At 58.6% G+C, this 5527-nt stretch carries 3 protein-coding genes; 2 read left to right on the top strand and 1 reads right to left on the bottom strand.

Annotated features, from left to right (window positions below; all coding sequences use genetic code 11):
* Positions 1-349: 349 nt before the first annotated feature.
* The gene (locus Q5H33_RS07965) at positions 350-2422 is read right to left on the bottom strand and encodes a sodium:proton antiporter (RefSeq protein WP_226645714.1); all 2073 of its coding nucleotides are present in this window, start codon (positions 2420-2422) and stop codon (positions 350-352) included.
* Positions 2423-2531: 109 nt separating this feature from the next.
* On the opposite strand from Q5H33_RS07965, the gene Q5H33_RS07960 reads away from it, so the two are divergent.
* A complete protein-coding gene (locus Q5H33_RS07960) occupies positions 2532-2981 on the top strand; it encodes a nucleoside deaminase (RefSeq protein WP_004223875.1) in 450 nt (149 codons plus the stop codon).
* Between the two features lie 234 nt (positions 2982-3215).
* Positions 3216-5527: alpha-galactosidase (locus Q5H33_RS07955; protein WP_117646035.1), on the top strand; the 2312-nt coding region annotated here is incomplete at its 3' end.

The following is a 5527-nucleotide window of genomic DNA, read 5'->3' as shown; positions in this document are numbered from 1 at the left end:
AAAAAGAAACCCCGGTGGAGAGAAAACCACCGGGGAGAGAAAGGAGAGAGAAGAAGAAAGGGTTCAATTGTCGGGAACTGCTGTGGGTTCCTGGTCGGCTCTTTTGCTGACATCTCCTATATAAACAGACGATGCTGAGTACATGTCTGGTGTTTTCTGGGAAATATCTGAGAATTTCAATTCCCTCATGTTTTAGATTGTGGAATGGCCTCCAGTTTGCCGCCTTCCACGCCGTGTTCCGTTCCTACAGTTGTCTCGTCCCCCACGTTTCCACAGTTCGTCCGCAGACAAACTCGCTGCGGATCACCGGCTCACGCCAGCTTGCTGATTCCATCAGATCAGTTGGATGCTAGATCTGCGCGTCGGCGTCCACGCTCATCACATACACGTTGCGTCGCAGCTGCTTGGATTGCGCGCGCGTAATGTCACCCGCCTCGTACATGTCTTGGATCACACCCAGCTCGATACCGTAACTTTCGCGCTTCACCTCTTCCGCCTGCGCCTGCGCCTCCGCGCTCGTGCCCACATTCGGGCGCGACCTCAGCGTAGCCTCGCCTCGTCGGTAATCCAACAGCAGTGCCGAGCAATGTTCCGTATTGTACGTGTCGCGGCCCATCTCCTCATACAGGCGGTCGATCACATGTTCGATGGCATCCACCTGCACCGCGCGGGTGTGCGCGAACAGCTCGTCGTCGCTGAACAGCGGGGTAGTGCGGCGAATGCGGCTGTTCACACGCTTCACCACCGTGCCCAAACGCCTCTGCAACGCCCTGAAGCGGCCTTTGACTCGCCAGATGGTGCGTCCGGAATTATGTTCCGTTTCGATATGGCGCAGAGAGCTCATGATCTGGTCGAGCAGGCGCTCGCATGCTTCGATTTCCAGATCGTGCGCTGCCTTGTCGTCGTTCGGCGTCGCCTTGACTTTCACCAGTCGCGCCTTGACGTATTCCTTCTCCCAGTTGAGCGCGTCGATCTGCAGTTGCATATACCCTTGCGGATCGATTTCTCCGATGCGCTGCTTCAGTCGTGTGATACGTTTCGTATACGAGTCGATGATCATCAGCACCGCACGACGATTGTCGGGTGTGACTCGTCCCGTCAGTTCCTCCACGGTCCGTCGCAGCACTTCGATGGTGATTTCGGTCATTTCCACGGAAGTGTCTTTATTGCGATTCGGCGCCAGCAGCGGCAGCAGGAAGTTGGCGAGCAGCAAGGTTACGACGATCACGCCACCTGCGATGAAGATCAGTTCGTCACGCATGGGGAACCACGCGCCTCCCGTAATGGTGTACGGGATCGTGAACATCAATGACAGGGTGATGGTGCCTTTCGGCCCGCCGAACGTCATGACCGCGGCCGAACGCCAACGTTGCGCCGTCATCTTGCGTCGCTTGCCGGTGACGGTATCTCGCGCGAGACGTAGCATCAATGAAATCCACAGGAATCGCATGATGATTACCACTGCGGAAACCGTAAGAATCGCAACCAGTAGCAGCCAATTGCTGACTTGCGGATCGTCCCAGCTTGCGCTCATCGCATTCGGCAGCAACATGCCAAGCAGAATGAACACCGTGCCGTTGAGCGTGAACGAGAATACCCCCCATACGCTTGACGAAACAATGTTGGTGCGAGCCACATTCGGGCCGATGCCGGTGCGATCGAAACGGATGATCAAACCGGCCGTCACCACCGAAAGAATGCCGGAAACATGCACCGCTTCCGCACCCAAATACAGAATGAACGGCAGGAACAATTCCATCAAAATACGGCTTGTGGTCGTCTCCCAGCCGAAAGATCGCAACGATTCAAATAACAGGTCGGCGACCATGCCTACTGCCAAGCCGAAAATGGCGCCGCCGAAGAATGAGAACACGAACTGTGCGGCCGAATCGCCCACTGTAAACACGCCACTGACGGCCGCCGCGATCGCGAACTGGAAGCCGACGATGCCGGACGCGTCGTTGAATAGCGATTCGCCTTTAAGCACGCTGGTTTGACGTTGCGTAAGCGCGGCTTCCTTGCCGAGCGACGATACGGCGACCGCGTCGGTCGGTCCAAGTGCGGCGCCGAGCGCCAGTGCCGCGGCAAGGGGAATTGCGGGCCATACGGCATGCAGTGCGAAACCAACGGCCACCATGGTTGCGATCGCTAGTCCAATTGCCAATGAAAGCGACAATTTAACGGATTTCAGCAGCTCGCTTTTATCGATTTCATGCGCTTCCAAATACAGCAGCGGCGCGATGAACAGCACCATGAACAGTTCCGGATCGAGCGTGACGTTCGGGAAAAACGGCAATTGCGACGCCAGCGCACCCAACGCGATCTGCACGAGCGGTGTGGAAACCTTGGGAATGAAACGGCTGAGGAATGAAGATAGTACGACGGCGGCGATAATACATACAATCAACTCGAATGCCGCCAACGTGCCTCCTTTTTGCGCGTTTTCTTCAATCTCTTCCAGCCTACCAAGAGGTATTTATGGGCGTGTTTCGTCTTTCGCTTCACGCGAGCGGAACCGTATAGTGGCGGGTATGCAGTGGAGTGACGACATGGAGCTGGCGATTGAATTGGCCCGCGAGGCCGCCGCGGAAGGCGAGGTACCGGTCGGTGCCGTCGTGCTTGACGCTGGGGGAGCGGTGATCGGCAGTGGCCGTAATCTGCGCGAGGCGCACGCCGATCCGTTGGCGCACGCCGAGGTCAAGGCCATGACGCAGGCCGCTCGGTCGCTTGGTACGTGGAATCTTGCCGATTGCACGTTGATTGTTACCTTGGAGCCGTGCCCGATGTGCGCCGGCGCGTGCCTGCAAACGCATGTCGGACGAATCGTGTTCGGCGCGTGGGATGCCAAGTTGGGTGCATGCGGTTCGATTTGGGACATTCCTCGCGACCCGCATGTCGGTCATGTTCCGGAAGTTATCGGCGGCGTTCGTGAATCGGAATGCGCACGATTGATGACTGATTTTTTCGCTGGAAAACGATAATTGCGATTTTGCAGTCGCAAAAACGTAAGAAATATTGAAATGCCAAGTAAATCTTGGTAAAGATGATTGCGATTTCAACGGTAATGTTTACGTAATAATATTTCTTGCGATTCTATGGTCGCAAGAAATACTTTCCGACAGAAAGAAACACGCTCGGCGACGTCAACAAATGAAGCTTGTCATACCATCGAAGGTGACAGTACAAGGCAATCGCAATATGTAAAGGATGCTGCAATGACGCTCATTCAGACCTTCCATGGCAACGCTACCAACGGTACCGAACTCACTGCGGTCTACGCCGAACAGCCAGCCGCAAACGTGGCGTTCGCACTCGTATTCCCCGGCAATGATCTGCCGCGACTCGTGCATTGGGGTCGCCCGCTCGCAGCCCCGGCAACCGTGATCGACATGTTCGACGCGCAAATGCCACAGCGTGTTTCTGGCGCACTCGACTACACCTCATGGCCGAGCGTGCTGCCCACGCAATCCGAATCCTGGATCGGCGCAACCCGCTTTGATGTGCGTCGCGACGGCGTGGAACTGTTCTGCAAGTTCGCAGTCAGCAACATCACCGCCGAAACCGTGGCGGCTGGCAAAACCTACGTCATGGGCGAAAAAGACGGATACCCGAACTGGAGCGTGGCCGACGAACCCAAGCAGACCCCAACCGTCACCGTCACCGCCGAAGACGAGGAACAGCATGTGAAACTCATCTGGACCTGCGAACTCGATGAAACCGGCCTCATCCGCCAGAACGCCGAAGTCGTGAACACCGGCGAAGGCCAGCTCGAAGTCGGCAAGATCGAACTCGCATTCACCGTGCCGGCCGACGCCAACGAAATCCTCACCACCACCGGCCACCATCTGCGCGAACGCTCCCCGCAGCGCCAGGACTTCACCCTCGGCCGCTTCGCCAAAGCATCCATGGCCGGACGCCCAGACTTCGATGCCACCCTGCTGCTCAGCGTCGGCGAAAAAGGCTTCGGCTTCACGCACGGCAACGTCTACTCCGCACACGTGGCATGGAGCGGTAACAGCGTGCTCTCCGCGGAACGCCTGCCATACACCAGCGGCGTGATCGGCGGCGGCGAAGTACTGTTCGGCGGCGAAATCAGCCTCGCCAATGGAGAGTCCTACACCACTCCATGGCTTATCGGCTCCTACGGCGAAGGCCTCAACGAAGTCGCAGCCCGCTTCCACAGCTACATTCGCCGAGTGCACCGCGACTGGCTTGCTGAACACAACATCGCGCCCAAGCCGCGCCCGGTCATTCTCAACACATGGGAAGCCGTCTACTTCAACCACGATTATGACACCCTCACCGCACTCGCCGACAAGGCCGTGGAAAGTGGCGTGGAACGCTTCGTCGTGGACGACGGCTGGTTCGGCTCCCGCCGCGACGACACCTCCGGCCTCGGCGACTGGCAGATCTCGCAGGACGTGTGGCCCGACGGCGACAAGTCGCTCAAGGCGCTCGCCGATTATGTGCATGGCAAGGGACTCGAATTTGGTCTGTGGTTCGAGCCGGAAATGGTCAACCCGGATTCCGACCTGTTCCGCGCGCATCCCGATTGGGTGTTGAAGCCCACCGAAGGCCGTCTGCCCATGCAAGGACGTACCCAGCAGGTCGTGGACCTGACCAATCCGGACGCCTACGACTACATTTACGGCGCAATGGACAAGCTCGTCGGCGAACTCGGCATCGACTACATCAAGTGGGATCACAACAAACTCGTCACCGAAGCTGTCTCCCCACGCACCGGACGCCCGGCAGTGCACCAGCAGACGCTCGCCGTATATCGCATTTTCACTGATCTGAAGGCCGCGCATCCAGGACTTGAAATCGAAAGCTGCTCTTCCGGCGGTGGCCGCGTGGACCTCGGCATCCTCGAAGTGGCCGACCGCATTTGGGGATCCGACTGCGTCGACCCGGTGGAACGCGCCGACATCCAGCGCTACACCTCGTTGCTCGTGCCGCCGGAAATGATCGGCGAACATGTGGGCGCATCCCCGGCGCACTCCACGCACCGCGCCACCACGCAGGAACTGCGTATGGCCATGGCCTTCTTCGGACACATGGGCATCGAATGGAACCTGCTCAAGGAACCGCAGGAAGATATCGACAAGCTCGCCGAATGGGTCGCCGAATTCAAGAAGCATCGCGAATGGTTCGCCGTCGACACAGTCGTGCATTCCGACGCAGCCGATCCGGCAGTGCGCTTGGACGGTGTGGTCATGCCTAACCAAGCGGCCGCCATCTACCGTTTCACCCAGCTCACCACCTCGCAGACCTACCCGGCCGCGCCGGTACGCCTGCCCGGCCTCGACCCTGACAAGGTGTATGAGGTGTCGCCGCTTGACGTGAGCCTCGACCTCGCCAAGCAAGACATCGCCAACGGACAGAGCCCGCTCGGCTGGTGGAAGGCCGAAGGCGTGAGGATGACCGGACGCGCGCTCGCCACGTACGGCATCCGCCCGCCGGCACTGCACCCGGCGCAAGCAGTCCTTTTCAAGGCCGTGCTTGCGCCCGTCGAGAGCGCTGAATA

The sequence above is a fragment of the uncultured Bifidobacterium sp. genome (genome assembly GCF_959020145.1).
Classification (GTDB): Bacteria; Actinomycetota; Actinomycetes; order Actinomycetales; family Bifidobacteriaceae; genus Bifidobacterium.
Note: the sequence above shows the minus strand (reverse complement) of the source record. Positions and strands in the feature narration are given on the sequence as shown.